This window comes from Rhodococcus sp. EPR-134, from assembly GCF_001647205.1.
In the GTDB taxonomy this organism is placed as follows: Bacteria; Actinomycetota; Actinomycetes; order Mycobacteriales; family Mycobacteriaceae; genus Rhodococcus_F; species Rhodococcus_F qingshengii.
In genome coordinates, this window is record NZ_LVCT01000355.1 from 1 (window position 1) to 24,270 (window position 24,270).

Annotated in this window: 26 protein-coding genes and 4 pseudogenes; 15 read left to right on the plus strand and 15 right to left on the minus strand. The window is 60.8% G+C overall.

What is annotated here, in order from left to right:
* Together A2J01_RS15725 and A2J01_RS15730 are read left to right on the plus strand one after the other, a co-directional pair.
* The coding region (locus A2J01_RS15725) for a vitamin B12 dependent-methionine synthase activation domain-containing protein (RefSeq protein WP_331715323.1) at positions 1 to 547 on the plus strand (547 nt) is incomplete at its 5' end.
* Positions 540 to 857 carry an MGMT family protein gene (locus A2J01_RS15730; RefSeq protein ID WP_044480964.1) on the plus strand — a complete coding sequence of 106 codons (318 nt, stop codon included), beginning with the start codon at positions 540 to 542 and terminating at the stop codon, positions 855 to 857. The genes A2J01_RS15725 and A2J01_RS15730, both read left to right, overlap by 8 nt.
* 378 nt (positions 858 to 1,235) lie before the next feature.
* Here the strand turns inward: A2J01_RS15730 and A2J01_RS15735 are convergent, their stop codons facing one another.
* The 3 genes from A2J01_RS15735 to A2J01_RS15745 form a co-directional block, all read right to left on the minus strand.
* Entirely contained in the window at positions 1,236 to 1,823 is a 588-nt protein-coding gene (locus A2J01_RS15735) for a uracil-DNA glycosylase family protein (RefSeq protein WP_064113068.1), read from the minus strand.
* A 144-nt stretch (positions 1,824 to 1,967) separates the two neighbouring features.
* Complete coding sequence (locus A2J01_RS15740) at positions 1,968 to 2,627, minus strand: carbonic anhydrase (protein ID WP_024488100.1); 660 nt, start codon at positions 2,625 to 2,627, stop codon at positions 1,968 to 1,970.
* Between the two features lie 342 nt (positions 2,628 to 2,969).
* On the minus strand, positions 2,970 to 3,509 hold the full coding sequence (locus A2J01_RS15745; protein WP_024488101.1) for a DUF488 domain-containing protein: 540 nt from the start codon (positions 3,507 to 3,509) through the stop codon (positions 2,970 to 2,972).
* A 420-nt stretch (positions 3,510 to 3,929) separates the two neighbouring features.
* On the opposite strand from A2J01_RS15745, the gene A2J01_RS15750 reads away from it, so the two are divergent.
* From A2J01_RS15750 to A2J01_RS35155, 6 genes are all read left to right on the plus strand, one after another.
* Complete coding sequence (locus tag A2J01_RS15750; protein ID WP_024488102.1) at positions 3,930 to 4,877, plus strand: recombinase family protein; 948 nt, start codon at positions 3,930 to 3,932, stop codon at positions 4,875 to 4,877.
* Positions 4,878 to 5,010: 133 nt separating this feature from the next.
* Complete coding sequence (locus A2J01_RS15755) at positions 5,011 to 5,331, plus strand: hypothetical protein (protein WP_021334485.1); 321 nt, start codon at positions 5,011 to 5,013, stop codon at positions 5,329 to 5,331.
* Between the two features lie 6 nt (positions 5,332 to 5,337).
* Positions 5,338 to 5,913 carry a DnaB-like helicase N-terminal domain-containing protein gene (locus A2J01_RS15760; protein ID WP_064113069.1) on the plus strand — a complete coding sequence of 192 codons (576 nt, stop codon included), beginning with the start codon at positions 5,338 to 5,340 and terminating at the stop codon, positions 5,911 to 5,913.
* Positions 5,910 to 6,155, plus strand: coding sequence for a hypothetical protein (locus A2J01_RS15765; protein WP_064113070.1), 246 nt, complete (start codon positions 5,910 to 5,912; stop codon positions 6,153 to 6,155). Before A2J01_RS15760 ends, A2J01_RS15765 begins: the two co-directional genes overlap by 4 nt.
* On the plus strand, positions 6,152 to 6,322 hold the full coding sequence (locus A2J01_RS36430; protein WP_231915799.1) for a hypothetical protein: 171 nt from the start codon (positions 6,152 to 6,154) through the stop codon (positions 6,320 to 6,322). The genes A2J01_RS15765 and A2J01_RS36430 overlap by 4 nt, the downstream gene beginning before the upstream one ends.
* Positions 6,323 to 6,605: 283 nt before the next feature.
* Positions 6,606 to 6,893, plus strand: coding sequence for a pyrroline-5-carboxylate reductase family protein (locus tag A2J01_RS35155; protein ID WP_082900874.1), 288 nt, complete (start codon positions 6,606 to 6,608; stop codon positions 6,891 to 6,893).
* Here the strand turns inward: A2J01_RS35155 and A2J01_RS15770 are convergent.
* Both A2J01_RS15770 and A2J01_RS36855 read right to left on the minus strand, forming a co-directional pair.
* Positions 6,834 to 7,817 (minus strand): IS3 family transposase, encoded by a 984-nt coding sequence (locus A2J01_RS15770; protein ID WP_231915798.1) that lies wholly within the window; start codon positions 7,815 to 7,817, stop codon positions 6,834 to 6,836. The genes A2J01_RS35155 and A2J01_RS15770 overlap by 60 nt on opposite strands.
* Positions 7,784 to 7,951: pseudogene (locus tag A2J01_RS36855) on the minus strand (transposase); the annotation flags it as partial. The gene A2J01_RS15770 and the pseudogene A2J01_RS36855, both read right to left, overlap by 34 nt.
* A 77-nt stretch (positions 7,952 to 8,028) precedes the next feature.
* Between A2J01_RS36855 and proC the strand changes: the two are divergent.
* Entirely contained in the window at positions 8,029 to 8,649 is a 621-nt protein-coding gene (proC, locus tag A2J01_RS15780; protein WP_082900875.1) for a pyrroline-5-carboxylate reductase, read from the plus strand.
* Positions 8,650 to 8,917: 268 nt separating this feature from the next.
* On the opposite strand, the gene A2J01_RS15785 is transcribed toward proC, so the two are convergent.
* The 5 genes from A2J01_RS15785 to A2J01_RS15805 all read right to left on the minus strand — a co-directional run bounded on the left by A2J01_RS15785 (position 8,918) and on the right by A2J01_RS15805 (position 15,028).
* Positions 8,918 to 10,411 carry an MFS transporter gene (locus A2J01_RS15785; RefSeq protein ID WP_156519291.1) on the minus strand — a complete coding sequence of 498 codons (1,494 nt, stop codon included), beginning with the start codon at positions 10,409 to 10,411 and terminating at the stop codon, positions 8,918 to 8,920.
* A gap of 399 nt (positions 10,412 to 10,810) precedes the next feature.
* The gene (locus tag A2J01_RS15790; RefSeq protein WP_082900876.1) at positions 10,811 to 12,007 is read right to left on the minus strand and encodes a 3-deoxy-7-phosphoheptulonate synthase; all 1,197 of its coding nucleotides are present in this window, start codon (positions 12,005 to 12,007) and stop codon (positions 10,811 to 10,813) included.
* A gap of 149 nt (positions 12,008 to 12,156) precedes the next feature.
* Complete coding sequence (locus A2J01_RS15795) at positions 12,157 to 12,558, minus strand: VOC family protein (protein ID WP_064113073.1); 402 nt, start codon at positions 12,556 to 12,558, stop codon at positions 12,157 to 12,159.
* A 251-nt stretch (positions 12,559 to 12,809) separates the two neighbouring features.
* On the minus strand, positions 12,810 to 13,856 hold the full coding sequence (locus tag A2J01_RS15800; RefSeq protein WP_156519292.1) for a hypothetical protein: 1,047 nt from the start codon (positions 13,854 to 13,856) through the stop codon (positions 12,810 to 12,812).
* 107 nt (positions 13,857 to 13,963) lie between these two features.
* Entirely contained in the window at positions 13,964 to 15,028 is a 1,065-nt protein-coding gene (locus tag A2J01_RS15805) for an IS630 family transposase (RefSeq protein ID WP_064113075.1), read from the minus strand.
* Between the two features lie 90 nt (positions 15,029 to 15,118).
* On the opposite strand from A2J01_RS15805, the pseudogene A2J01_RS37460 reads away from it, so the two are divergent.
* From A2J01_RS37460 to istB, 6 genes and pseudogenes are all read left to right on the plus strand, one after another.
* Positions 15,119 to 15,476, plus strand: a pseudogene (locus A2J01_RS37460) (hypothetical protein); the annotation flags it as partial.
* An 83-nt stretch (positions 15,477 to 15,559) separates the two neighbouring features.
* Positions 15,560 to 16,705 carry an alkane 1-monooxygenase gene (locus A2J01_RS15810; RefSeq protein ID WP_064113076.1) on the plus strand — a complete coding sequence of 382 codons (1,146 nt, stop codon included), beginning with the start codon at positions 15,560 to 15,562 and terminating at the stop codon, positions 16,703 to 16,705.
* A gap of 337 nt (positions 16,706 to 17,042) precedes the next feature.
* Positions 17,043 to 17,261, plus strand: a complete 219-nt coding sequence (locus A2J01_RS15815) for a leucine zipper domain-containing protein (protein WP_064113077.1) — start codon at positions 17,043 to 17,045, stop codon at positions 17,259 to 17,261.
* Positions 17,262 to 17,804: 543 nt separating this feature from the next.
* The gene (locus A2J01_RS15820; protein WP_064113078.1) at positions 17,805 to 18,209 is read left to right on the plus strand and encodes a helix-turn-helix domain-containing protein; all 405 of its coding nucleotides are present in this window, start codon (positions 17,805 to 17,807) and stop codon (positions 18,207 to 18,209) included.
* Between the two features lie 303 nt (positions 18,210 to 18,512).
* Positions 18,513 to 20,054 (plus strand): annotated as a pseudogene (gene istA / locus A2J01_RS15825) (IS21-like element IS1415 family transposase).
* A complete protein-coding gene (gene istB / locus A2J01_RS15830) occupies positions 20,054 to 20,845 on the plus strand; it encodes an IS21-like element IS1415 family helper ATPase IstB (RefSeq protein ID WP_003944771.1) in 792 nt (263 codons plus the stop codon). Before istA ends, istB begins: the two are co-directional and overlap by 1 nt.
* Before the next feature lie 200 nt (positions 20,846 to 21,045).
* On the opposite strand, the gene A2J01_RS15835 is transcribed toward istB, so the two are convergent.
* From A2J01_RS15835 to A2J01_RS36865, 5 genes and pseudogenes are all read right to left on the minus strand, one after another.
* On the minus strand, positions 21,046 to 21,375 hold the full coding sequence (locus tag A2J01_RS15835) for an ArsR/SmtB family transcription factor (RefSeq protein WP_030538015.1): 330 nt from the start codon (positions 21,373 to 21,375) through the stop codon (positions 21,046 to 21,048).
* A gap of 323 nt (positions 21,376 to 21,698) precedes the next feature.
* Complete coding sequence (locus tag A2J01_RS15840) at positions 21,699 to 22,418, minus strand: YwaF family protein (protein WP_047270644.1); 720 nt, start codon at positions 22,416 to 22,418, stop codon at positions 21,699 to 21,701.
* An 88-nt stretch (positions 22,419 to 22,506) separates the two neighbouring features.
* Entirely contained in the window at positions 22,507 to 22,926 is a 420-nt protein-coding gene (locus A2J01_RS15845; RefSeq protein ID WP_047270587.1) for a QcrA and Rieske domain-containing protein, read from the minus strand.
* Complete coding sequence (locus A2J01_RS15850; protein WP_021334393.1) at positions 22,923 to 24,185, minus strand: ZIP family metal transporter; 1,263 nt, start codon at positions 24,183 to 24,185, stop codon at positions 22,923 to 22,925. Before A2J01_RS15850 ends, A2J01_RS15845 begins: the two co-directional genes overlap by 4 nt.
* Positions 24,182 to 24,270 (minus strand): annotated as a pseudogene (locus A2J01_RS36865) (multicopper oxidase domain-containing protein); the annotation flags it as partial. The gene A2J01_RS15850 and the pseudogene A2J01_RS36865, both read right to left, overlap by 4 nt.

Sequence of the window (24,270 nt, forward strand, 5' to 3'; positions counted from 1 at the left end):
ACCGAAACCGGATGCACCCGAAAGGTTCCGGTTCACCTACCCGCGTCAGCATCGCGACCGTTTCCTGTGCATCGCGGACTTCGTTCGCTCGCGCAAGGACGCCGAGGCCACCGGCCAGGTGGACGTTCTTCCGTTCCAGTTGGTGACGATGGGTCAGCCGATCGCGGACTTCGCCAACGAGTTGTTCGCGTCGAACTCGTACCGTGATTACCTCGAGGTTCACGGAATCGGTGTCCAGCTCACGGAGTCTCTGGCCGAGTACTGGCATCGACGCGTCCGTGAAGAGCTTGTGCTTCCCGAGGGGCATACCGTCGCGGAGCAGGACCCGACCGAGGTTGCCGGTTACTTCGATCTCGAGTACCGGGGCGCTCGTTATTCGTTCGGATACGGCGCGTGCCCGGATCTCGAGGATCGAGCCAAGTTGGTGGCGTTGCTCGAACCCGAACGAATCGGCGTCGAATTGTCCGAGGAGCTGCAGCTGCATCCCGAGCAGTCCACGGACGCTTTTGTCCTGCACCACCCGGAAGCAAAGTATTTCAATGTCTGAGTTGTTGACCGAAGTATCCGAAGAAGGACCCTCTCCGTTCGCTCGCCGCGTCCTCGACATCATCGACGGTATCCCGGCAGGCCGAGTGATGACATACGGACTGATCGCTACCCTCGTCAACGGACATCCTCGCCAAGTCGGGCAGGTCATGACCCGTTGGGCAGACGAAACCCAATGGCATCGCGTGGTCTACGCCAACGGCACTCCCGCTACCTGTCACGGCAATAGTGCTCTCGCCCTACTGCGCGACGAAGGAACGCCCATGCGTGGCGGACGGGTCGAGCTCATACACGCGTTGTGGAATGGATGATCCACCGGACGTGATGGCGAGAACCGTCCTGCAATCGCCTTTGACGAAATGCCATGTCCACCATGTGAATAAGTCTTCTTCACCCTGGTATCTGCCTCCCCGGGACCATGTCTTAAATCTGGTATGTCGGATGAGACACGGCCCCTCGCTGCGCGGCCTCGGCATGCTTCCAGTGAAATGGCAGTTGGCGACACATCCGGGGGCAGTGTGTAAGGCGCGAGAGCGTGTAGCGCCGGCGCGGCGTGTGAACGGGGTGAGCTCAGCGTCCGAGAGGTCCGTCCGGTATCGGTTCGGTGATGTAGACGGTCAATTGATCACTGACGAACACAGGTGTGTGCGTGCTTCGCGTTGAACTTCTACGTGAAGAAAAGAGATCTTTCACAGGGCGAGCGAACGAACTGCGGTCTGGACGATCGGCAACACGTCCTTCTCGAACCACAGGTTCTTGGCAAGCCACGGCTGGTTGCGCGGAGAAGGATGTGGGAGGGGAAGGTACCCCAACGGCAGGTAATCCTTCGCTGCTTTGACGGTCTCGGTCAGCGTCGGCTTGCGCCGACCACGTAGATAATGTGCCTGCGCATACTGACCGACCAACACCGTGAGTCGGACGTCGAGCAAACGATCGTTCAGTGCCTCATGCCAATGAGATGCGCATTCGGAACTCGGTGGTTTATCGCCCGACCTGGCTTTGCCTGGATAGCAAAAGCCCATCGACATGACGGCTACCTTGTCCGGGTCGTAGAACTCTGTGGGCGTCAGACCGAGCCAAGTGCGCAGGCGGTCACCTGAGGGATCGTCCCAGGGAACACCCGTCGTATGGACTTTGCGGCCGGGCGCCTGGCCGATCACACGCAGCCGAGCCGATGGGCCTGCTTGCAGTACGGGACGCGGTCCGCACGGCAGGTGGTCCGCGCAGAGCGTGCACCGTCGGATGTCCCTGAGCAACTCAGCCAATGGTTCCGGCATATTCCCCCATCTCCGGGGTCGAGGCAAGCATAGAAGTGACGTCGTTATCGGATGCGTTCGAGGTCGTCGGCGTACCGGGAAATCACCGTAATTCGGGTGGAAGGCTCGAAGCCGCGTCGGTAGGCCGGCTGACAGGTTCCTCAGTCAGCGGGCAGCGGGGCGTCGAGCCCCCCCAGTATTTGGCACGGTTTCTCCTATGTCTCCAACCGTGCCTCGAAGACGCATATGCCCGTCGGACAATGTGTAGGTGACGCCGACGATCGCGCAGGCGCCTTTGTCCACTTTTTCCGCGATGATCCGCGACCTCTGCATAATCAACGACCCTGTTTCCACCACATGATGGCCTTCGAGTTCGTCGACCGTCGACAATCCCTCGCGACGGCCCATCAGGATCGAGGGGGTGACGCGCTCGATCACACTACGAATGAAACCGTCGGGCACCGCGTTCTTGTCCAAGGCATCGAGAGTGGCTTTCACTGCGCCGCAACTGTCGTGGCCGAGGACGACGATGAGTGGCACATCGAGCACGTCTATGGCGTATTCGATCGAACCGAGCACCGAATCGTCGAGCACATGACCTGCCGTGCGCACGACGAACATGTCGCCGAGACCCTGATCGAAGATGATCTCGGCGGCTACGCGCGAATCACCGCAACCGAACAGCACCGCGGTGGGATGCTGTTCGTTGACCAGCTTCGCGCGGTCGACGATTCCCTGGCTCGGGTGAATGGACGCGTCGTTGATAAATCGCTCGTTACCCTCACGAAGAGACTTCCAAGCGGAAATGGGGCTTGAACGTGGCATTCATTCATTGTGCACACGACGTCTTCCGCATTGCTGACAGGGTTGCACTAATCCACAAGTGGTGAGGTACGACCAGAAGGTAAGCACGAACGCGTCCGTTCGATACACGTATCTGTACTCCGCGATCGACTGCAGTACCTCTTCGACCTCACGGCGAGAGTCGACAACGAACCTCCTGTACCAACGGTCGCTGTGATAGCGAATGACCGCGTGTTCGTGATCGCGCAGGGACTTGGCCGGATCGAGCGCGCGATCACTAACAATGGATCATGCCGTCGGGTAGTTGGGTTTCCGTGTCTGCGGAAACTCTTCGGCTCACTTCACCCACTGAGCCCAGTGCGCTCAAGGCGACGTCTCCGACGAGGCCGGGTAACTCACACGCGACCCGTCAACGCGCGCGAACGAGGTGAGCGTATGCGGAGGTGCCGACTTCTTGGTCATGATGTCGAGCACGACGACACCGCGCACCACGAGCGCATCGCCGATCATCGAACGATGGCATCGCCACGGCACAGCTTCCGCGCACATGATCGCTGCATCGCTGTTGTGTCCTCGCTCCACGAGCAGGTCGATCGCATCGGCAAACTCTTCTGTCTGCATGTAGTCCGCGTACCCCTGGAACGACGCGTTCCGCCAGGCACCGTTGATGCTGTCCTTGCGTACATGACGCAAACCGCCCAATGCCGTCATACGGCGGTACGTGATCTTGCGCGCACGCACGCTCGCCGCCAAAGCAGCCTCACCGAACTGCGGATTGTGCCGGGACTTGGCGATGGTACGCACGTCGATCAATTTCCTGATCCCGTACGTCTCCAAGAGATCAATGAACTCGTCGATCGGGTGCGTTGAGTGTCCGACAGTGTAAATCGTGATATCTGACATGACGCCACGCTACGTCGCCTTCACCCCGCAGACGTCGTACCGAACCGAAGACCATGCGGTCGGCGGAGGGCAACGCCTGCCCGGCGGCCGGCCACCTTCGGTGTCCCCCGAAATGAACTCCGCTTCCGTCTGGAAAGCCTTCTCTTTGTTTTCCTTAACCTCTTTGGCGGGCGGTTTCGCGTTGTTGCTCGTAGGTTTCGGAGCTGCCTGGGGACGCTGCGGTATGGCTTATTTGTTTTCGCTGTGTGTATGGCCGGAAAGGAATGGCCGCCGCCGGTGTTCTCGACGACTCGATTGCTTATTGCACAGAACACCGCCACTTAGCAAATAGGGGCCACAACGTACACCCAGCCCATGCTTGTCTGGAACTCGTGTCGTAAAACTATGTCGAATAACCCTGCTTCTGAGTATTGTCGACAGATGTTGTTCGGTTACGCACGAGTCTCGAGTGCAGATCAGAATCCAGCTCACCAAGTCGACGCGTTGGCGCAGGCGGGCGTCGAGGTCGAGAACATTCATCTCGATCATGCCGGCGGTGCGAAAGCCTCACGCCCGCAACTCGATGTCGTTCTGGCGCGGTTGCGGGGTGGGGACACGTTGGTGATCACTCGCCTCGACAGATTGGGGCGCTCGGTACTGCATCTGATCACCCTCGGTGCGCAGCTGCGCGAGCGCGGGATCGAGTTGAAGGTCCTCGAGCAGGGAATCGACACATCGACCGCGGAAGGCCGGGCGATGTTCGGGATGCTGTCGGTACTCGCGGAACTTCAGCGTGAGCTGATTGTGGCGAACACTCGGGACGGCTTGGCCGCTGCGCGGGCGCGCGGCAGAAAGGGCGGCCGCCCATCGAAGCTTACCGACGATCAAATCGCGCTCGCTCAGCGACTGTACGACGCGGGGGAGAATACGGTCGCGCAGATTGCGGCGATGTTGAACGTGCCCCGCACGACTGTGTACGGCCATCTCAACAAGAACAAGTCAGCTTCGACCTCCACAGCGCATCCTCCCGGGGACGTTCCTGTGAATTCTGTTGTGCACGTGCGAGTGCCACGCACCTGCCCGACGTGTGGTTACGAGCCGAGTACGCGAGCGGAAGCCGCTCATCAACGGGGCGACCTGGCCGTTGCATGGCTCCATCCGGATGTCGACGATCCGAATGCGGTCGTCATCCGTTCGCACTGTCGCCATTGCGAACCCGAGCCACCCGCTTTCGACGTCGCGTGCGCCGTATGCGGTGACGGTCCAATTCTTGCCGACACCTTCGCGCAGGCCGCGGCAGTCGAAGGTCTCCCGGTTCCTGTTCAACAGTGGCTGACTGCCAGTGGGTGGAATTTGATGCCCACCCTCCTGTGCCCGGACCACCGATGAGAGGCGACGATATGGATTTATCAGTGAAAACCCAAGCGGACCTGCGTAAACGAATAGTGCACGGTTGGAATACCGACACTCCACCAGTCACGGCCGCCTGACCACGCACTTTCACCAGCGAAGCGAGGACGCCATGACCGCAGCAGCATTCACCTTCACTCCCGACGCAGACTTCGTCGACCGCGCACTCGACGCCGAGCTCCGCCGCGACAGCGAATCCGTCGACCGCAAACTCCGCACCATGCTCGCAGCTCTCGACGACTCCCTCGCCGGAATCAGTGATGCACGCGAAGAACTGCACACCCTCTACACCGCCCCCGGCACGGACACCGCCGGAGATGTTTCCGCCCATGACCAGGACATCGCAACTCATCTCGCCGAGGCTGCCCGCAACCTCCGCGCGGCCGCCGAGATCCTGCGCAGCCACCGGCAACTCACCTCACCGCGACCCTGACCTTCCATGCCCACCGGCGACAGCAAGGACCCCGACGTGACACTCTCACTGGCCACCGCCCCTGACTTCGACGACCTCACCGACAACGAAGCCGAGATCGACGAGTACAGCACCGCCCTCGACGTCGAAGCTCAACTCCTGTGCTCGCTGCTCTGGGCGCCGGCCGAGAGCGCGAAACGTGCCGTCGCAGCCTTGACCAGCGCAGACTTCTACCGGCCTGTGAACGCGGCACTGTTCACCGCCATCTCTGAACTCGTCGAGGCCGGCAAACCTCACAACAGTGCCCACGTCTTCACCACCTTGCAGCAGGAAGGCCGCACCAGCGGGCACCTCGGGAAACAGCTCACCAAAGCACTCACCGACATCACCACCATCGGCGTCCCCTTTGTCGAACTTGAGCACAACATCGCCGCAGTCCTCACCCAGGCCTACCGGCGCGGATTCCGCGAAGCAGCACGATCCCTCGCCCAAGCCGCCGAAGAACTCCCCGAAGACCAACTGTTCGAGCACCTGCTCAGCATCGGCCGCGAACGCCGCGCAGCCTCCCAACGCCTCGCCGCCATCCGCGAAGGCCGACCATGACCGACACCCAGTCGCAGCTGAAACACCGCGGCAGATCAACACACTTCATCGCCAACATCGCCCTCGGACTCCTCTACCTGGCGCTAGCAGTATTCGTCCTGACCGTCGCCATCACCGGCACCACCGACGGCCCCGTCCTCGCGGTACTCGCCGGAACAGGGTTGATCGCGTTGGCATTTCACTACCTCATCGCAGCCTGCAAACTCCGCCACACACCCTCAGTGAAAGGTGAACGCCAATGATGAGCGACGACGAACACGACGCCTGGCAACTGCACGACCAGGGAGCCAGCTGGGAAGACATCGGCATCGAAATGGGATGCAGCCAGGCAACAGCGCAAACCCTCGCGGCCGCCTACGAGAAACGCACCGACACAGCAGCCCACGACGCGCAAAACGCCCTGTTCTGACCCCTCAAAACTGCAATCCGTGTCGGACCCGCACGGCACACTCATCACCTCCTCACCAGCGAGATCACCGGAGGCGAAGCAATCGCCCGCGGACTCGCCGAACTAGCATCACAACACCTAGATGGCTTCGGGACCTTGGATGCGCGGAGCTGAAACAGACGAGAGGGCATACATGACCACATCTGATCTAGATCTCGATAGCGGAAGTAAGACAACAGGTTCCGAATCCCCTGAGGGGTGTAACGATCCGCGTCTCGTCGAAGCGGAATACACGCTCGATGGAATGGTGATAGCGGTACTGGGCGCGGGAAAGATCGGGGAGGCCCTTATAGCGGGTCTACTGCGCGGTGGGCACAAGCCCGAAGAGCTCCTGTTTACTGCGCGTCGCGCCGACCGTGCGCTGCAGCTGACCGACGAGTACGGCGTGAAATCCGTCGAGACGTGGGTAGCCGTCGATCAAGCGGACGTGCTTGGCAGGACCCCATTTGGTGAGCCACTCGCTATCAGAGAATCAATGCGTGTGAATACAGCTGGCAGCGTACTCATTTGGAGTTCGATACGCCAGCGATGAATGACGGTGCCGGTTGTTGTAGTCCTCCTTCCAGTCCTCGATGACCACCCGAGCTTCGAGGAGGCTGTGGAATTCGTTCATGTTCAGGCATTCGTCACGGACACGGTTGTTGAAGGACTCGATGTAGCCGTTTTTCCACGGCTGACCAGGTGGAACGTAGCCGATACCGACCTGATCCTCGCAGAACGTCCTCAGCGCCTCGGAGATGAACTCGGGCCCGTTGTCGCACCGCAGGACCTGCGGTGGGCCGCCCCAGAGCGCGAACGCCTTCTTCAACGCTGCGACGAGGTCCTCTGCCGGGATGGATCGCTCGACAATGTTCAGTACGGACTGGCGGGTGTGTTCGTCGACCATCGACGCGATCTTGAACTGCCGGCCCTCGGTTGTCGAGTCGAACTGAAAGTCGATCGCCCACACAACCTTCGGTGCATCTGCCTCGGTGATCGGAGTAGTCGAGGCGCCGGCCCGTTTACGTATCTTGCGGACGTTCACCCGCAGTCCTTCCTCGCGCCAGAGTCGCTGAACCTTCTTCTTGTTAATCACCCAGCCCGCGGCACGCAAGTCCGCCCATGCCCGCCGGAACCCTTTTCGCTGGTTGACTTTGGCCCAGTCCCGCAACCACTTCCGCAGATCGGCATCCGGATCGTCCGGGGTGTTTCTCGCAGGCTCTTTCCGTTGGGTCGATCGCGGTTGCCCGACGATTCTGCAGGCGAAACGCTGCGAGAGCCCCATTGTTTCCTGGAGCATCATCACGGCGTTTCGTTTGGCGGTCGGGCTCAGAATTTTCCCCGAGCAATCTCCTTGAGGGCAGCCTTTTCGAGCTCGGCTTCGGCGAGGAGCTTCTTGAGCAGGGCGTTCTCGTTCTTGAGTTCCTTGAACTCTTTGGCGTCGTCGGCTTTCATACCGCCGTACTGCTTGCGCCAGTTGTAGAGCGTCGGCACCGAGACGTCGAGTTGTCGGGCGATTTCCTCGACGTCGGCGCCTGTGGCGGCGAGTTCGTCGCCGTGGCGCAGTTTGCGGATGATCTGTTCGGGTGTGTGCCGTTTGCGTCCAGCCATGAGATGAAGCCTTTCATGCCCTTGATCAGGGCGGAAGGATTCTCATAACTTGCGGGTCACTTCACGGGGGTCATGCCATGCTGGTCGTGTCCGTGAAACCGCAAGACATCGACGCGATGCTCGAAGAGCTGAGCGCCGGGATGGCAGCCCACAAACTGGTGGTGACCGTGTGCGCCGGCCTGCCGACAGCGCTGTTTGAACGACGCCTTGGCGACGTGCCAGTCGTCCGGGTCATGCCGAACACCCTGATGATGGTCGGCGAGGCGATGAGCGTTGTTGCCGTCGGCCAGCACGCCACCGCCGAACATGTAGCCACCGTCAAGACGATGTTCGAGTACGTCGGCGAAGTTATAGAGCTAGCCGAGCCACAACTCGACGCCGTCACGGCGCTTTCCGGGTCAGGGCCGGCGTACTTTTTCTACCTCGTCGAGGCTATGATCGACGCCGGCATCCTGCTCGGTCTGCCGCGAGGAGTCGCCAAAAAGCTGATCATTCAGTCGGCTGTGGGATCAGCGAAGATGCTCGACGAGTCGGGAGAGCATCCGATCATTTTGCGGGAAGCGGTCACTTCGCCCGCAGGGACGACGATCAGCGCAATTCGTGAGTTGGAAAATCACGGAGTCCGTGCCGCCCTATTTGCGGCGATCGAGACCGCTCGCGATAGATCCACTGAGCTGGGCAAACAGTACGACAACTAGATTTTCCGTACCGTTGTCGAGTGACACCATGTCTTACGACAGAACTATGTTCATGATCTTCTTAGGCCCGTGTGCCGCCCGAGTAGCTCGGCAGTGACAACTGCCGGCTGTGCGGGCCGTCGGCCAAGCAAGAACTCAGATCGACCATCTGCAGCAGACTATCGCCGAATGAACCTCTAATGCGCTGCTGCCGTCGACCGGCGAACGTAACGGTGAGTTCCGGACTACTCGCACATCGAACCGAGCGCGGCGGCCGAACGGAATGCCCTCAGACCGTTGCAGAACGTGTGACCCGCACCAACCACAGCGAAAGCAGCGCCGCGACCGCGACGAGCACAAGGCTGCAGATACTGGAGGCAACCAGCGAAGACGCGTAGTCGGCGGGTTGCCCTCGGGAACCGAGTACGGCAAAGAACACGCCACCGATGCCAGCGATTCCGATCGTGCTGGAGAACTGCTGGACGGTGGTGAGGACACCGGAAGCCGCGCCCGCGTAAGTCGGGCGGATCCGGGCGAGCACCTGCCCAGTCACTGTCGGGACCGCAATCCCGTTCCCGATTCCGACAAACATCATCGGAATCGCAAGCTCCACGGCGGTCAGACTCTCCAACCGTGCACTAGCGAGAACGATCACCGTCGCGAATGCGACGATGACGAGTACGGTGCCGACGACTATGGCACCTGCACCGTATTTCTGTACATACGGTCGGGCAACGATGGATGCAGCAGCGAAGCCAATACCAAGCGGCCCAAACGTCAAACCGGCATGTAAGGGGTCCAGACCGATCCCGTCCTGTAAAACCAGGGTCACACAGAAGATGAAGCTGAAGAAGGCAGAAAGCAGGACGACTGAGAGGAACAACCCGAGGTTGAATGCCTTCTCGGCGAACAGTTGAAGCGACAAGATTGGTGTTCCGCCGGAGTGCTGGAGCCGCTGCTCCCACGCGAGGGCGGCAACCATAACCGGGACCGACCCGATCAGCATCGCCCAAGACCACCACGGCCAGCCCTGCGAACGACCGACGATCAGCGGGAACAGCAGCAGCCCCAGACTGGCGGTCACACCCACGGCACCCGGAATGTCGAGTCGAGCGCGCCTACTGCTCTCGTGTAGCGGCAAGCTCCGCAGTGCGAGCGCCACCGTGACGATCGCGATTGGGACGTTGACGAAGAAAATGACTCGCCACCCAAGACCGGCGATATTCGCTTGTAGAAGCATCCCGCCGATGACCTGCCCGGCAACCGCGCCTACTCCGATTGTGAACCCGAACCAGGACAGCGCCTTCGGCCGCTCGGCTGGCGGGAAGGACGAGGTGATCAACGCCAGTACCTGTGGCATCATCGCAGCCGCAGTCACGCCCTGTAAGAGACGGAACCAAACGAGCATGGCCCCTGAAGTGCTCACACCGCACAGTAGCGACGCGACACCGAAACTTGCCATGCCAATGACAAACATTCGACGGTGTCCGATGATGTCGCCCAGCCGGCCGCCGGTGATGAGTCCGGCGGCGTAGGTAAATGCGTACCCGCTGACGATCAACTGCAGCGCCGCGTCGCTCGCATTCAGATCATGCTGCAAGACTGGCAATGCAACATTGACCACATATAGGTCGAACTGCGCCATGAACATCGCGACCAGGATCACCGGCAACATGTGATGGCGCCGAGGAAACCACTCGTGAGTGGTTTCGCCCGGGGACGCATTCGACTGTGGTTGTGTTCCATTGAGTTTGGCGCCTAGTGTTTCCCGAGCCTGGGTCACGACTCTCCTTTACTCGATGATCATCGTAAGGTCAGACTAAGACTGCCCGACTCGGTGGCATCGACGGCACCAGGGCAGATTTGTTGCGCGGACACGAATGCTCCGAGGTTGGTTGTAGGAGCTTCATGCTCACTGATCGTTCGCGTCCGTTCACTCAAATATCCTGCTGGGCAATAAGTTACCGCAGGACAGTAGCCATTACCGGACTACGTTGCGAACCCTGTGTCGGTGGTGTTCATTCAAGCTTCCTGGCCGGCGGAGTGCTGGCCTGCCTGGGGCTCCGGCGAACATCCAGGTGTGGGGGGCCGGTGAATTCTGCACGGCTGCTGTCGTCACTGAGCCCTAACTGTCACAATCGAGTGTATGCCTCTGAATGTCGTTGCCATGCACTCAGTTTGGTTAGATCGACGTTCGATCAACAACACTTCGGCCAGAATGAGTTTTGTCGCTGAGCTTCGGCGTTGGATCCGAATGCGCAGCCGCAATGGTAGGCGGGCTCGTCGGTTGTCGGCCGCGACGAGCCTCGACTGCCGCAGCGAGGCGATCGAGCTGGGTTTCGGTGGTGGCCCAGTCGATGCAGGCGTCGCTGATCGATTGGCCGTAGGCTAGCTTGTCTGACTTACCCAGGGTCAGGTCCTGGCGACCGGCGACTAGGAACGACTCAAGCATCAGGCCGACCACCCCTCGCTCACCCGCGGCGATGCGGGTGGCGATGTCGTCGACTACGTCAACCTGCCGGTTGTGGTCTTTGTTGCTGTTTCCGTGGCTGGCGTCGACGACGACACGCGGGGCCAGCGATGACTTTTCCAAGCGCGCCTTCGCCTCGGCGACCGAGGCCTCGTCATAGTTGGTGCCGTTGCTGCCGCCGCGCAGGATGACATGGCAGTCAGGGTTGCCGGAGGTTCGAATCAGCGCGGAGCGGCCGTCGAGGTCGGTGCCGGGGAAGACGTGGCTGGCGGCGGCGGCGTGCACACCGTCAACCGCGACCTGCACGTCACCGTCGGTGCCGTTCTTGATCCCGACTGGCATCGACAGTCCACTTGAGAGCTGCCGGTGGACCTGGCTGGCGGCTGTTCGCGCCCCGATCGCGCCATAGGAGACCAGGTCAGCGATGTATTGCGGGGTGATCGGGTCGAGGAATTCACACGCGACGGGCAGACCGAGCGCGGTGATCTCGACCAGAACCTTGCGGCCGAGGCCGAGGCCGGTGTTCACATCGAACGAGCCGTCCAGATGCGGGTCGTTGATCAGACCCTTCCAACCAAGTGTGGTGCGGGGCTTCTCGAAATACACGCGCATCACCAAGTGCAGCCAATCGCCCAGCTCGGCGGCCTTCTCGGCGAGCTTGCGGGCGTACTCAAGCGCGGCCACCGGGTCGTGAACTGAGCACGGGCCGACGATCACCATGAGACGGTCGTGGTCACCATTCAGCGCGTCGACGGTGGCCTTGCGACCTAGGCGGACAGTGTCTGCGAGCGCGTTGGTCAGCGGGTTTACTTGGCGGACCTCGGCGGGCGAGCGCAGCGGGCTCACGCTGATCGTGCGCTGGTCGTCCAAAATGGGATGCCACGAGTCGAGGCTGGCTGCGGTGGTCATGTGTGGGGTCCTATTCAACGGCGGCTCGGCTCTACCAGCGACTTATCGGCGAGTGCGCGGGATGGATGGCTGGGCAGTGATACTGAAGCACCGCCAAGGGTCGGCGCTCACCATCGCATCGAAGGGATTAGCGTGATCGATCCGGGTTTTCAGTCGTAGGCGTTTCCAGCCATCATCTGCTTGAAGTCATCGTTATGTTCGACGTATTCGGCGATTGTTCCATCCGGAAGCATGGCCCGCATGTTGTGTCCTGAAGGAACCGCCTTGACATCGTTAATAATCTTGACCCCAGCCTGGATCAAATATGCGCGCACAGCGTCCAGTTCCTCCACCACCCAGGTTAACTTGGTAGCCTCGAACTGTTCAGTATCGGCTTTATCTCCCGCGATCAGCATAATGTTTCCGATCGCTACCAGGTCGAGCCTAAACGCCTCGTAGTAAAATTCGTGATGTGGGCGGTCCACTCCTTGGAGTGCCATGTAGAACTTTTTGTATGCTTCAAGTTCTGTCTTCCGCAGGTATATCCTGGCAAAAAATTTGACCATCTTCATGGCTACTCCCGAGTTAGGGTATTGACATCACAGCTCACCCTGCACGCAGAATCTGTTCACACTCCGACAAGGACGCGACGGAATTACCAGCTGCCGTCGAGGGTATTTCGAGTTAGCGTCCTAAAACGATCCCAGTGCACGCTCGGTCAGCATCGTCGACCCCTGCACGAGGGTTCTCGCTCTGAGCAACGTGTCCATCAGCTACGAGAGGCAATTCTTACTTACAAGACGATGTGACGGCTTCATCGTTCTTACCGCCGCTCTGTTAGGAAATTGAACGCCTTATCGTTGATGGTGATGGTCATGTGCATTCCCGACCCTTCGGTGGCCGCTGCACCCGAGATCATGTATGGCATGTGCCACTGATACTGCACGAGGATTCCGCTTTCCGAACCGGAGTCCGACCCGTCATATTGTGAGACGTCGCCGTAGTTGTTGACGCCGAATCGACGGGGGTACGCAGCAAATCCTGGCAACCACGCCGCCCCTGCTCTTGCAAAGTCCTCTGGGGTTTCCAACTGTGCCACTGCTTTCTCAGCTTCGACTGCCAGCTCCTTGTAGTAGTCGCGAATCTGATCTCCACTGCAGCGAGAAACGACCTCGCGCGGAACGAACAGGAACAGGAGATGATTTCCGAAGAGGAGGCTCGACGCATACGAGGCGTTCTTCATTACCATAAGGTTTTCACTGGCGCGGTTGAGAAATTCTGCTTTGACCATGTCGAGATGTGCACCGATCTTGCGGGCCGGTTCGACGGTCTCTCGAAGCTTCCAGGGCATGATTCGCGAGGATTCATCATCATCAATGAACGGCTTCCTCGCCGGGAGATATTGGTCCAGGTCAGCGGTCTGTAACTGAATTTCGGCTATCGACTCTGCAATGCGGAAATGGTCCTTGCCCGCCATCATCGTGGCCATCAACGCTTGATGGAAGCGGAAACACCTGTAGCCGTCGTGCATCGACATGGGAAAGACTGTAAAAATGCCCTGAATATCGGGGTTCGACTTGTAGGTGACGGACATCAACAGGAAGCCGTCGTAGTAATTGGGGTACTCGTCGAACACGATCTCTTGAAAGGACGAGATCGGGAATTCTTCCGGACTCTCGAATTGTCGCTCGATCAGATAGCACTTCGAAAAGAATGGATTCTCGTCGAAGTAATAACTGACTGCGTCTCGAAAGTCGCCAAGCGAGAAGGGCTGTTCGACGTTGTACGTTGAAAGTGCCGGGTAAAATTGTCCCACACCAAGAGGATGTGGGAAAGACATCAGGGAAAGTCGGATAATTTTGTCAACCATCGACAACGGCATGGTCTAATCAACTCCGATAGACGAGTACGAGGAGAAGTCCCGGAAAGCGTTTCGGTCGGGGCTCGGAAAATCGCGAAAAATGTCCGATTCGGCGGCTAGTGCGGTGTTCTTGAAGTTTTTCGACGGTCGGCTTTCGCGAGTATCTGCTCGGCGGTTTTCGTCCAGATGAATGGCTGCGCTCGTGGGTTCCACCCGTTGATGAAGTCCCGAATCTTGGCGGTGAGCTCGCGAACATTGCGGAAGGTGCCGCGGTGGATGGCTTGGCGTTCGATGATGCCGAACCACACTTCGACGAGGTTCATCCACGACGCCGAGGTAGGGGTGAAATGGACGTGGATTCGCGGGTTCGACGCCAGCCATTCCCGCACTTCCTGCTTTTTGTGTGTGGCGTAGTTGTCCATCACCAAATGCAGTTCCTGCTTCGGGTACGCCCGCGCCACATGTTTGAGGAACACGAGAAACTCCTGGTGGCGGTGCCGGGGCCGGCAGATCCCGGTCACCTGTCCGGTCGCGATCTCCAATGCCGCGAACAAGGTGGTCGTGCCATTACGGACGTAGTCGTGAGTCTGCCGTTCGGGGATCCCGATCTGCATCGGCAACGTCGGCGCCGTCCGATCCAAGGCTTGGATCTGCGATTTCTCGTCCACGCAGAGCACGATCGCGTTCTCCGGCGGCTCCAAGTACAAGCCGACGATGTCGGTGACCTTCGCAACCAACTCCGGATCGGTAGAAAACTTGAATGTCTCACTGCGCCAAGGCTGCACACCGTACTCGCGCCATGCTTCCGCGACAGTGCTGTTGCTGATCTTCAATCGATTTGCCAGCAAACGTGTCCTCCAATGGGTGACGCCGAGCTTCTTCGGCGGCGGCATCAACGTTTCCGACACGATCTGGCGGTGATCGATCATGCGTGGCCGCCCCGAGCGCGGCTCGTCGACCAGTCCGTTCATCCCGGCTTCGTCGTAGCGTGCCCGCCAGGTGATCACGGTCTGTCGGGTCACGCCCACCAATTCCGCGATCCGCGTGTTCGATTCGCCTTCGGATGCGAGCACGATGATCCGAGCACGTTGCGCGATACCGGCCCGCACCGATCTGGACCGCATCAATGCCGTCACACGATCGAGATCCCCGTCCCGTAAAACCAAAGGCGCAACTCGCATACAAGCAAGTATCGCAAATCCAACTGTCTAATTATTTATCCCACGCCGCACTAGCTGGATGATTCTCTTGACAGTCCTCGACAGCGACCAGACCGACTCATCACCTCGCACACCACGCCCACGGACTCGCTGACGACCGCCCTGGCCGAGGAGGCGCTCGGGGGACCGGCAGCTTTGCGCACACTCCCTTTCAAGTCGCCACTGGCGCAGCCATTCGGCTGGTCAATGTTCCCCCTTTCTGTCTACTCGCAGCCTCGACCGTGCCATCGACACCGTTCGGACCTCACCGCCGGTATTGGGTGAGCTCGCAATTCGTGGACTGGTCGCGGTAACTGCGCCACGAACGAGGAGGGGTGAGCAACTCCGGGCCGGACCTTGCCACGCACCTTGTCTGAGGTGTGTAACTTCCTGCACCGAAATCGGATACACAGGTCGTATGTTGAACTAACGATCAGAGAGCGACGATTTTGTTTCATCTATCCACGTTCGGACCATCTCGATGACACATCTATCCACGTTCGGGCCATCTCGATGACACCCGTCGACGGTGAGGACTCCGCGGCGCCGACACCTCCGCAGTGGAGGGACCGAAAGCGGTACTGGTGGCCGTTGGGATTGCTGATCCCGCTGAGCCCGTTTCTGTCCTGGCTGCTTGTCGAGCACCTTCACCTGGGACTGTTCTGGGCCACCGGAGCATGGATTCTGGTGCTCGTCATCCCGATCGTCGACCTGATCGTCGGCCACGACGGTCACAGCCCGCCCGAACGCGCTATCGCAGCGTTGCAGGAAGATCGGTACTACCGGTGGTGCACGTACCTGTATCTCCCGTTGCAGTACGCGGGATTGGTGTTCGCATGCTGGTGCTGGGTTCATGCCCCGATGGCGACGGGAGAGAAAATCGCTCTCGCGATGACCGTCGGGGTCGTCGCAGGGGTCGGAATCAACGCCGCCCACGAACTCGGCCACAAGAGCGAGCGCGTCGAGCGGTGGTTGGCGAAAATGGTCCTGGCCCAATCGTTGTACGGGCACTTCTACGTCGAGCACAATCACGGTCACCACCTCCGAGTGGCGACGCCGCAGGACCCGGCCAGTGCCCGGTTCGGGGAATCGTTTTGGATGTTCCTCCCTCGCAGCGTGCTGGGAGGACTGCGATCGGGATGGCGGATCGAAACAGCGCGCCTGCGCCGCCGGGGGAAACCGGTATGGAGCGGCGGGAACAACATTGTGCAGGCATGGGCGTTCAGCGTCGGCATGTTCGCGATATTGATCGCGGTGTTCGGATGGCAGATCTTCCCGTGGCTACTGCTGCAAGCATTCGCGGGGATCTCATTCCTCGAGGCCGCGAACTACCTGGAACATTACGGGCTCCTGCGGGCTCGCCGCGAGGACGGACGTTTCATCAAGGCCCGCCCCGAAGACAGTTGGAACAGTGATCACCTCGTCTCCAACCTGTTCTTGTATCAACTGCAACGTCACAGTGACCATCACGCGAATCCGCGCCTGCGGTACCAGTCGTTGCGCAGTGCCCCCACCGCACCGCAACTGCCGGCCGGCTACGCGGTGATGATCGTGTGCGCCTGGATACCGCCCGTCTGGCGACGCATCATGGATCACCGTGTGCTCGACTACTACGGAGGGGACCTCGACTACGTCAATACCCGGACACGGACCCGATGAACAACCTCTCTCCGCAGCGTGGTGAAAAAATCCGGTAGACACGGCAGATCAGACCGCAGGAGACGTACCCGCACCGCCAGGTCTAATGATGTAACCGCCACGGTCACAGCCCGTGAACGGCACCTACCGCTACCCCCGGTATGCGCGGTGCATCGCTTCGCCCAGTCTCGCCCGATGAGGCGCGAGACACCCCGGTTCCGCGCACACCCACTTCGAGTCTGGAGGTCTCGACTAAATCTAAAACTGATGGAGGTCATTGACAGTTGGGTCTTCCGATGAGAGAGAGATTCCCACGCCACCACGAGGGCTCGAACGTCGAGCAAAACACGAACTCGCTGTGCTGCGTCACGTCGGCGAAGTCAGTGGCAACGTCGCCGCTACCTGCCGCTACTACGGCATCAGCCGGCCGTGCTACTACGGCACCAGTCGGCAGTGCTGCTACGTGTGGCGGAGACGGTTCGACGAGAAGGAGTGGAAGGGGCTGAACGACCGGACGAGCTTGCCGCACCATCAGCCCACCAAAACCGACCCGCAGGCGATCGAGAAGATCCTCTAGCTTCGCCAGCAGTACCACTTCGGGCCACAAAGAATCTCGATGTACCTCGCGCTACCACGACGTCACCAGCAGCCCGTCGGGTGTCTGGCGCATCCCCACAAGCTCGGCCTCAACCGGCTACCGCCATCTTTGGCGCTACAAACGCACACAGATTGTCGACAGTCGAGCGCGTCGTAGACGATGTCCATCTGATTTCGTCGAGCCGGCTGCGCTGGTTCTGCGTTCGAGCCGGGTAAGTTCCGCAACGAGCTCCGGGTAAATTATGGCCCGCCGTACGTCCTGCATCGGTAGTGCTTCCCACGGGTGAGCCTGCTCTTGTATCGGCATTCTCGTGAAGGCGAGTTGGTAATCAGGTGAGTGGACATATCTGAGGTTTTGAGGGGCTGGTGATGTGGGCAGTCCCTCATCGACTAAGCACATGGCCAGCCCAGGGGTTTAGGCTACCGACGACGTGGCTGGCTCGCGGCGGGGCCGGCACGACAACGGCCCGGTGCGGCTAACCCCGGCAGTTCTGCCGATAGTGAACGTCAGCCTCGTCCTGCGATGTCTGGGCTGAATATGTTGTTCGAGTCCTCGGCCCGATCGGGTCGACCGATCACCCAAGCTCAGCTTGCTGATGCCGTCATTGCCCGGGGCCACAGCCTCTCGTGGGCCCATATTTCTCAATTACGCGGAGGCATCCGCACCAATCCGTCGGCGGAGTTGGTCTCGTTGCTCGCCGACTTCTTCAACGTGGACGAAGAGTTCTTCTTCCCTCCCGCCAACGAACCGGGCGTCCCGGATTCGACCCTGCTCGCAGGACTGACAAACGCATCGTTGCGGCGTCTGTTGCTTCGCGTAGTCGAGCTTTCTGACGCATCCACAGGGCTCGTCGTCGAGATGGCAGAGCACCTTCGCGACAAGGAAAAGCTCCTGATGCGGCCCGAACGCATCTTTCGTCAGCGGTGATTGCGCATTCCGCGACCACACGCTTTCTCAAACAGCCAGTCCAGGTGCAGTGACTCACGCGCCTCACCCCGACGCCATTGCCGGTCAGACGTTCACCCCCGGCCATGGGACCTGCGGCGCGGCGTAGTATCGCCGGTGCGCGCTGCCCCCCCGCGGCGTGCATGGCCCGCTGTCGACGGCCATCGTAAGCTCCCCACTGGCGGCCATTTATGGCGCATTTTGTGGCCATGGTTTCTCCCCGCGTACGGCCAGATAGTTCCCCACCTGCTGTGAGTCAGATTCGGTCCCGGCAACGCTGGGTGGATGAAATCGAGCAGGGAGATCATGGAAATTTTGGAGGCGTACGACCTCACGGGTAGTTATCGGGCGGCGGCGGAGCTGGCTGGGTGTGATCACCACACGGTGGCCCGGTATGTGCAGATGCGCGCTGCGGGGCAGCCGCCGGACCGCCGGCGGCATCGAGCGCGGGCGATCGACGACTTTCTGCCGAAGATCGAGGAGTTGGTGGTCCGCTCGCAGGGCAAGGTCCGCGCGGATGTCATCCACGAACGGATCGTCGCGCTCGGGTTCACCGGCGGTGAGCGGACCACGCGCCGGACGGTCGCGGAGGCGAAGGCCCAGTGTCGGGCTGGTCGGCGGCGAGTGTATCGGCCGTGGGTAACCGAACCTGGGCTGTGGTTACAGTACGACTTCGGTGACGGGCCAACGATTTCCGGCCGGAAGACGACGTTGTTCTGCACATGGTTGGCGTGGTCGCGATTTCGGGTGGTGATCCCGATCTGGGACAAGACATTGCCGACGGTGGCGGCGTGTTTGGATGCGACATTCCGCCGCTTGGGCGGGGTTCCGGTCTATGTCCTCACCGACAACGAGAAGACCGCGACGATCGATCACGTGGCCGGGATCGCGGTCCGCAATCCGGAGATCGTGGAGGTGGCACGGCATTACGGCACGACGCTGCGGACGTGTTTACCTGCTGATCCGGAGTCGAAGGGAGAAAGTGAGGCGACGGTGCGGATCGCCAAAGCCGACCTGTTGCCGAAGGAGGTGAACCTGCGCGAGCAGTATCACTCTTTCGGTGAGCTCGAGTCGGCTTGCCGGCAGTTCTGCACCGACGTCAACACCCGCGTCCACAGCTCTACTCGGCGGCGGCCGGTCGAGCGGCTGGCCGAAGAGTTGCAGCGGCTGCATCCGCTGCCGAAATCTCCGTTCACCGCGGTGTTCGGCACCACCCGGCGGGTGAACTGGGAGTCGACGATCTAGGTGGAAGGGGTGCGGTATTCGGTGCCGCACACGTTGATCGACACTCGGGTCTGGGCCCGCTTCCATGGTGAGGAGCTGATCGTGACCGCCGTCGACAATGATGGCGGTGCAGTCGAAGTCGCGCGGCACCGCCGCGGCCAACCCGGTTCACCGGTCCTCGACAACGACCACTACCCACCCCGCCCAGACCGCGACGCCGCCGACCGGGTGCCCAAGCCTCGTACCGCCGCCGAGCTCGCCTTCCTACAGTTGGGCCAGGGTGCCAACAGCTGGCTGGTCGAGGCTGCCGCCGCGGGAGCGCGCCGCATCAGGGCGAAGATGGCCGAGGCCGTGGACCTTTCGAAGCTGCACTCCCCGGACGCAGTCGACAGAGCGTTGGGGACGGCGGCGATGACCGGCCGGTTCGCCGATCGGGACCTGATCTCGATCCTCGACTACCAAGTCACCCACGAACACGCTGATCCGGTCCGTCGCAGCGAGAACCACACTCTGCAACCGGGCACCGCCGCCTGGTCCACCTTCGGCCAGACACCAGCGCCGGCCAGCCCAGCCACTACTGACGATGAAAGCGATGACGCCTGATGAGCACCCCTTTGCGCACTGTTACCAGCGCTAACGGCGACCCGTTGGCCGAGGCGATCGACCTGACTAAACGCCTGAAACTGCCCCATATCCGCAGGTCCTTGAGCGATATCATCCCGACCGCGAAAGCCCAACGCTGGGACCCCGCCGAAGTCGTGCGGGTTCTCCTCGCTGAGGAAGCCGCCGGCCGGGACCGGGCGAACCTGCACACTCGCCGCAAACGCGCGGGTTTCCCTACCGGCAAGACCTTCGGCGACTGGGACGAAACGAAATCGTCGATTCCCCGCGCCACCCAGGACGCGCTCCGCACCCTGGAGTGGGTCGGGCGGCGTGAATGTTTCTGCGTCTGCGGGCCTTCGGGAACTGGCAAGTCTCACTTCACCGAGGCACTCGGGCAGGCCGCAGTCGAAGCTGGGCTGGCGGTGTCTTGGTTCACCATCGAAGACCTCGGTGCCCTGGTCCGCCGGCACCGTGCCGACGACTCCATCGCCCGAGCCCTGACGAGGATCATCCGCTCCGACCTGATCATCGTCGACGACATCGGTCTGCTCCCGGTCTCTGAAGACGCCGCCGAAGGATTCTATCGCCTCGTCGACGCTGCCTACGAACGCCGAGCGATTGCCGTCTCGAGCAACCTGCACCCCTCCGGCTTCGACGAGATCATGCCCAAAACATTGGCCACCGCCACCGTTGACCGGCTCCTGCACCATGCGCACGTCGTCGTCACCGACGGCGACTCCTTCCGCCTCACCGAAGCCACCACCGGCAAGGGGGTGAAGCCCTTCAGCTAACCCAAATCAGAAAGCGGGTGGGGAAAAACAACTGGCCGCCACCGGGGAGAACCCGTGGCCACCAGCGGGGAGAACTACTGGCCGCCTACGGGGAGAACTTCGTGGCCATTGACAGTGCGCGGAGGACATTTCACGCTCGTACAGTGCGCGAACTGCGGTGGTCGGCGTAGACATGGCGGTTCTCCCTATTCGTGACACGGTCAGCAGCAGCCTTCGGCATCCGATTTCGGGCACAGAGTGGGGTCGACGGCGAGGACGAGGTCCATCAGCTGGCCGAGGGTGTCCCCGATCCGTGGATCGGCCAGCTCGTAGCGCGTTCGGCGGCCCTCGGGGACGGCGACGACGAGTCCGCATCCGCGCAGGCAAGCGAGGTGATTCGAGAGAATCTGACGCGAGACCCCGATCTGGTCGGCGAGGTCCGACGGATACCCCGGGGTCTCCCGCAGGCTGAGCAGTACCTGGGTTCTCGTCGAGTCCGAGAGGGCGTATCCGAATCTTGACAGTGCGTCCCGATGCAGCAAGGTATCCATATCAACCATAATACAGAAAATTATGAATACAGGAAATAGTGAATAATATGCGGTATGTCGACAGACGACTCTCGTTATAGGTGTCGACGATGGGATCAAGCACGTGCCGACGAACTCGCGTGGGTGAAACTCCGAGGCGCCGCGAGTCGCCGATCGGAGCGTGCGCCGCCCACCGGATCCACAGACCGGTTGAGCAATCACATCTGCCGCTCTCGTTGGCCTGCCACTGGGCTGCCTGGCAGTTCTGTTGGGCGGGACTCTGTGCAGATTGTTGTTGTGAAAGCAGTCCAGTGTCAGGGGTGCGAAGGTCGAGCGAGGGCGGGCTAGCCCATAGGTTGATCCGCGGCATCCTTGTCGAGACTCCCGTCTCTCTCCCACGGCCACGTCATCAGAGCCCAGATGACGAATACGATGGTCATCCCAGAAAACAGATACACCGGCCACGGACCCATCAGATCCAGCAGCGATGCGGTGGAAGGTTTGGCGTTGAGAAAGCCGTAGTTGGTATCGGCGACGCGATTGAAGATGAAAGTGACTATCGCCCATGTGAGCGTGACCAGCACCGCGAGGCGGTAGCTGCGCCATGTAGGTCGCATTCTCCGGCCCCACGTGAGATAGATCGCGGCCCAGACGACAAACAGGTGAATCGCCCAGAAGGCAAGAAACTCGTAACCGGGGAAGTCTGGCCCGGCCAGAGCCGGTGAAATCAACGCCTGCGTACTCAATACAAGCCCCCAGTAGTAGGTGAGGGCGAACGGCCAATGTCGGTGCGACCACAATGCGTAGATCGCGGACACTGTCGCGAGATCGGTGAGTTGTAAGGGTACGGATCCTCCTAGCGTGGGCGAGGACAGCGAGTAGAGCACCGCCGAGCCGTATATCACCGCCAGTATTCCGCCGAGGACGCGGCTGAGGTGGCGAGCTTGCACCTCGGTCTGTCTACGTCCCGCCCAGATCAGAAACACAGAACCCACGACAAACAGAGCGATGACGGCCCAATGCGATAGGCCGTACGCCGAAAACTCGGGTTGCGCAGAGTACACATCTCTCACTTCCTCGGCGCCGCCGAACGCACTGCTCCGTGACAACCTTCGCAGATGGCTGTTCCAGTTCGGAAGTGCCGTTCTCCGGTTAGTTGACGATGATCGTGTCCCCAGTGAGAGAAAGGGGGTAACTGTTTAGGGACTTCTGAGCAGGTCTTTGCACGACCGAGCCATCGACGATGGAGTATCGGCTGCCATGACATGGGCAGTTGATCGTTCCATCGCTGACCTCGGAGACTACGCATCCCTGGTGGGTACATACCGCAGAGAAGGCTTGGAACACGCCTTCCTGCGGCTGGGTTATCACGACTTGCTCGTCCGCCAGAATGACTCCGCCGCCGACAGGAACCGCTGATATCGGAACCTCGGCACTGCCCAGGGTTACGCCGGGTGCCTTGCTGTTGTTCTGGGTGCTACATCCGGCGACGGCGAGACAAGTTGTTGCGCAGGCTGTGAGGAGGACCGTTCGGCGCCCGACCTTGATGTCGGATGGATCGATCGTGCTCATGCGGGGACCACCAAACCAGTGAGAAACATCAGGAGTATTCCGACGCCGACGCCGACGAGGACCATCGGATCCAGGTCCGAGCGGCCTTGTGTGCGCAGGGACGGTGCAATTTGGATGACGACTTGAATGATTGCCCCGACGCCGACTCCGAGCAGCAACGCAGATACTTCACGGTTGTCGACGCCCGCCCCGATAACAGCACCGAGGATTGCCGGCGCACCCGCGATCAATCCCAACCCCAACAAGGTCAGCAGGGGGGTGCGTCGCCGAGCCAACGGTGCGATGATCGCGAGCCCCTCTGTTGTGTTGTGCAGGGTGAATCCGATAACGAGGAACGCGCCGAGCGCAAGCTCACCTACCGCATACGCGGATCCGATCGCGAGGCCTTCTCCGAGATTGTGCAATCCGATGCCGATGGAAATCATCAGTGCCAGTCTGAGTTCGGATGCGCCTGTCGTACCGGCTGGGCGTCTTCCGCGCAGGTATCGGTCGATGCACGTGAGCGTCAGGAAGGCGATCGCCGCGCCGAGAACGACGAGAGTGCCGCCGCCGAAGGCTCCGCTCGAGGCTGCTGCCAGTTTGAACCCCTCGCTCGTGCCGTCGAAGATCAAAAAGGCGAGCAGACCGACCGTGACGGCCAGCACGAATCTGACTGCCCTGACGCCGGCGCCCCGCATCACAGGCAGCAAGAGCATCCCGAGCAGGACCGGGATGACTCCGACGTATGTGCCCAAGAGAGCCATCAAGCCGAAGAACGCCACTCCCGGGGCGGGAGTTGCTACGGCAGCGGGAATTTCGTGTTCGATGACCAACCCTGTGGAGGTGAGCATCGAGACGAGGTACGGCTGTCCGGTGATCCACGGGTAGTCGAGGGTGATCGTCTGGGACTCGAGTCTGCCGATGGGATCTGCAGCTCCTACCAAATCGACGAATGTGTCGTTCACGGCAACTTGCGCGACGGTCACCGCGTCGGGGCCGGTGTTGCGTAGCGTCAACGTGATTCGGCCTGGTTCGAGGGCAGTTCGTTCGACGGAGATGTTCTCGATCGGTGGGCCGGTGCGTTCGGGGAGACTTTGTCCTGCGAGCATTGCCAGCGCAGTCAGGGCGATGACGATGATCGCGAGCACTGCGGCGCCTCGGAGCCAAAGGCCGGTGCGCGATGCGTCGCTTTGAGCGGACCCTGTCTGCGCGGAACCCGCAGCGCCAAGGGAATTCTCATGAGTGCTCGTCGGAGAGGGAGGATCAGGGGTGCCGGTCATTCGGTCACCTCGAAGAATCCCATCCAGCCCAGATCTGCGAATTCGGTTTTGTGGGCGTGGAACATGTACTTGCCCAGGTAGGGAA